This window comes from Flavobacterium sp. (genome assembly GCF_013822155.1).
Lineage (GTDB): Bacteria > Bacteroidota > Bacteroidia > Flavobacteriales > Flavobacteriaceae > Flavobacterium.
Genome location: NZ_PNJW01000102.1, coordinates 1 through 4,229 on the forward strand (window position 1 = coordinate 1; position 4,229 = coordinate 4,229).

3 protein-coding genes are annotated in these 4,229 nt (G+C 29.1%); all 3 read left to right on the forward strand.

The window, feature by feature from the left end:
- On the forward strand, positions 1-1,931 hold a 1,931-nt coding region (locus C0512_RS14715; RefSeq protein WP_290862905.1), incomplete at its 5' end, for a hypothetical protein.
- A complete protein-coding gene (locus C0512_RS14720; protein WP_290862907.1) occupies positions 1,880-3,454 on the forward strand; it encodes a hypothetical protein in 1,575 nt (524 codons plus the stop codon). The genes C0512_RS14715 and C0512_RS14720, both read left to right, overlap by 52 nt.
- A 196-nt stretch (positions 3,455-3,650) precedes the next feature.
- Positions 3,651-4,229: hypothetical protein (locus tag C0512_RS14725; RefSeq protein WP_290862909.1), on the forward strand; the 579-nt coding region annotated here is incomplete at its 3' end.

Sequence of the window (4,229 nt, forward strand, 5' to 3'; positions counted from 1 at the left end):
AAGGAGGTACTTTAAAAAATGGTTCCTTGTTTGATTATATAAAGAAGCAAAATCCGAAAATAAACATAGTGAGATCACCTATACAAATATCTGCAAATGATTATCGATATGCATTATCCTTTAATACTTCTATTTATTCAAATTATGAAAATTTTTTATTGTTAGCCATTAAGAAAAATGAACTCCAACATTTAATAAATTTAACAGAGGCATCAACACCTTCTGTATTAGAAGACTTTAGTGATTACCACATTAAAATGCTAAAATTGATTCAACAAGCACCAATTTCAAAAGATATTGATGGTAAAATTTATTTTAGGTACAAACTTGTTGTCTCCGGATTAGATAAAAATGGAAATTACAAGGAAACCCCGGAAAATCTTGGGATAGATATTTTTTCAAAAGATGGCCAACTTTTTTCTTCTGATAGCTATGCACAAAATATTCATATTGCAGAAGCTGGCTTTATGATTAACTTTAGAAGACGAGATAATTATAACGAAAAAGGGGGGCATTATGGCTTTGACTGGATGCGACCAGAATTTATTGCTGAATCAGACATATCAAACCCTTTAACTCCAGGTACCAAAACAGGAAGAGATGGAATATGTATAGCTAATATTGATACAGTTACTAAAAGCGAAGCACAGGAACAGCTAAAACATGCGTACACTCCACTAGTTATAAAAGGATATAATTACTATGTACCTTGGTTATCACTCTACGAAAACCATGAAACTGTTATAGCAAATGGAAATCCAATTAATCCTAAAGAACATGAAGTATGGTTATCAATGGAATTAGATAATCGTTTAACTTCTAATACTGGTTTAGTAAGATTTGAAATACCCCAAGGAATTGAAGCCATTTTTCGCAAAGGGAGTAAAGTCATTATTCCTCCATTAAAAGTTTCAGAGCTTCGTAGTATAACTATGGTAATAAAATGTCATGAAAAAAGTAATTTAGACAGAAAAATTTATGCTTACGATGAGAATAATAATTTAGTCGGTGCATTAAATATTTTGAAAAATAATGAAACTTTTAAATGTGATGTTAGATTTGTTAAAGTTAACTTAGCAGGTACTCTTACAGGAAAAGATGTATCACAATCTACTACTATAGTTGACCATAAAATAAACTATACAACACGAACATCAGAAAATTATTTGAATAATATTTTAGCTGGTACAAATGCTAGTTTAAATCTTAACGGAAACTTTAAAGATTGGGAAAAGAAAATTAAAAACTCTGAAAAGAATGCAATATATCTGTTTCGACAATCACTAATAAAATATAATCCTATTAAGTTAGGAAATGGAGATATTGATTTTTCAAGACAAATTACAGTTAATTTTGGAAATCATATAATAGGTACTCAATTACCTGATACAACTCTTCTTAACAGATTTAAAAATAAATTATTAGGAATTCAAGCTGATGGGACACTTATAATTAATGATGAAACAGAAGAAAGTCTCATAGAGTTTATTAACATTATAGATTCTATGTATATAGACAGTCATCCTGATAATAATGATAGTGTTACGGTTTTTGTTTTCCCTTGTAATGTTATATGTAAATTTGAACCAAATACTACCGCAGCTTCAAATGGTGTTGAAAATGCTAAATGTGTATTACTAATGCGTAGAGAGTTACTGGATAAGGATAAAACATTATCACACGAAATTTCCCATAGTTTAGGATTGGTGCATACTTTTCAAACAGGACTGTTGGATATACATAGTTTTCTACAATATCATACGGAGAATATAATGGATTATATTTATCCTATTCCTAATATAAACAACCCTTTACCAGAACCACAACCTAAACCTACATATTTATTTAAATATTCAGAATATGGAATATCATATTTTAAATGGCAGATAGAGAAAATGAAACAGGATCCGGATTTAAAAATAGAGTCGTGAAAAAATTATATTTATACATATCAGTATTAATGCCTCTTTTTATCTTTAGTCAAAAGGACTCTATCTCTTCTATAAGTAATCAAACAAGCTATTTTAAAGCTATTCAACAATCACTCAATTCCCGAAAAATAAATGATTCTAGTATAGTTTATGTTCCTTTGAGGTATTATAACAGTATTTTTAAAGATATTTATACGAGAGACATCTATAAAACTCCACTTCATCAAATAAATATCAATAATAATTTGGTTAGTAAATCTAAAGAATCTATCTACGCCATTTATTTAAAGGCAATAGGTAAAGAATATAAAGACATTTTAAATGATACAATTATTATCCTCGAAAATGAAATAAAATACGAAAGAAGAAATACATATTCTAAAATCGGAAATAGTACAGTAGTTTATTATGATTCAATTGCCGTTTCTAAAAATTCAAAAGAAGCACTTAATGGTTTTTATAAAATTATACCTGAACATCAAGATGATTATGAATATCTATTAGCTTATTTTGATGCGGGTTCTCCATTTATAATTTTTAAAAACAATATGTTTCAGTATTTTAAGGCTAGTAAACTTGTTAAAAGAAAGTTCTTTGTTACCGTGGCTAATGAGGGTTATCCGTATTTATATTCATATGCAGAAGACTATATCCCGATTAGTATAAATAAGTGGAAACGGGAAATTAAAACTTGGCCTTCAGAAAATTTATTAGTAGAAGATACTGTTATCCATTCCGGTAAAAAAGCATTTATAAAAGGTGTTCAAAACATTTATTATAATGAATATGGTATTTATAGAAATAAGGAAAATCTTTTGCACAAAAGACACACTTATGAAAAAGGGAAATTGAAATCAGTTAATATATATATCTATCAGTATTCTATCATTGAAACCAGAATAACCGATTTAACTAACAAAAACTTTAAAACTACTATCGAAAAGAGAGATTACTCTGGTAATTTATATTATCATAGCTCTCATTTAAACATCAAAAATAAGGGATGCTCTCAAGGCCTGTTAGACAAATATTATACTGGAATAGATGAATTTGAACAATGCTTTGTCCCACATGGAGAAACTTATGAATACAAGGGTTCCGAAAATCGAAATCATTTTTTGGATTCGGAAGAGGTTTTAAGATATGAAAAAGGAATTCTTACTTATTATCAATTAGAATATATCAACCCTTTTGTTGAAGTGTCAGATAATTTGACTCTCAAAACTTTTGGAAAACCTATAGTAGCAGGGAGAAAAGAGGTTGATGATTATAAAAAGCAAACCTCAATAAGAGAGTATTATACAAAACCTGACAATAAATTATTTTTAAGAGTTAAAACAACTTATGAATACTGTATAGGACACCATTTATTTGAAAGTTTTTGTAAGAATAAAAAGAATAATAGTAATAAATATAAAACTCAAATAGAATATTTTGATGTTAACGGGACTTTGGTCTTCAAAGATGTGTTTGACCAAAGCTTCAAAGGAGACTATAATGATTATTTAAATAATAAATTTTAAAAAAATACGTGTTTTCCCGCATTGACTTTTTCATTTATAAGCCCGAAATTTGAAACAATATTATTATTAATGATATTTATTTCCCTATAAATATATTTTTTGGTAAAATATAGAATGGTAAACTGCCCTCTTATTGCACTTCATTTCAGAAGTTACTGCAAATGTGTATAAAACAGAAAGTATTAAATAAAAAAACATGCCCTCATTAGCTCTTTTTACTGAAACTTCAATTACTGCACAAGCAGCAAACCAGGCTTATGGAGTAGAATCTGCTGATAAGTTTCGTGTTAGCAGTATGTTTACTATATCTGCTGCTACAAAGGCCTATGCAATGATGAAGGGAACTATTTTATTACAGCAGCAGGCATCTGATATAAATAAGGTAAACCTTATCCTAAAACCTCACAATCAGAAAGAATTTAAGTTACCTGTTAAATATATTATTTACAGAGGTCTTAATATTGCTGACTTTATAGAGGACAGTGATTTGACTGATCCCGATAATAAAGTAAAAACCTCCGGTTCTGAATTGTTGGCAGCTATGCAGGTCATTCAGCAAGACAGAGCACCTGGGGATGATATTCCTCTTGAAGCTCTCTTTGGAAATGAATTATCTCCTGCAAGTAATAAAAACATAGATGAGTTTTTCTTTAAAAACCTTGCTCCATCTTCACAACTTTTTACTATCGCTTGTGGCATTGAATTAGGGAATTTCTATGTAAATGAGAATAATGATCCGGAGGAAATAGGAGTTGAAATTATCCTTGAAAACTCC

Coding starts and splice junctions, on each gene's coding strand:
- C0512_RS14720 (WP_290862907.1), top strand. CDS start 1,880: ATGGCAGATAGAGAAAATGAAACAGGATCCGGATTTAAAAATAGAGTC.